The sequence below is a fragment of the Staphylococcus sp. CoH_129_LAB_1 genome (assembly GCF_058191515.1).
In genome coordinates this window covers 1-257 of the sequence record NZ_JBXWKZ010000083.1, presented here as the reverse complement: position 1 = coordinate 257, position 257 = coordinate 1, and the positions used below count along the sequence as shown (strand labels likewise).

At 77.0% G+C, this 257-nt stretch carries 1 protein-coding gene; it reads right to left on the bottom strand.

The features are described from left to right. On the bottom strand, positions 1-257 hold a 257-nt coding region (locus AC2FB1_RS11215), incomplete at both ends, for an LpqB family beta-propeller domain-containing protein (protein ID WP_490675286.1).

The window sequence follows — 257 nt, the reverse complement described above, 5'->3', positions numbered from 1 at the left end:
GCGCGACAGGCCGCCGGCGCCGACGATCGTCCGGCCGCCCGCCGGGCCGGCTGCGCTCGATGTCGTTCCGCCGATGGTCTGCTCGCTGATCCCGGTGGCGTCGCCGCTGGTGGCGCTGAGCACGACCACCGTGAGCTCGCCCGTCCAGGCGATCGGGGTCGGGCTGCCGTCGCCGACCGTCAGCTCGATGGGCGCCGTGATGGAGGTCGGCAGGCCGTCCGCGCCGCGGACGACGCCGGCCGCGACCACGGCGTAGC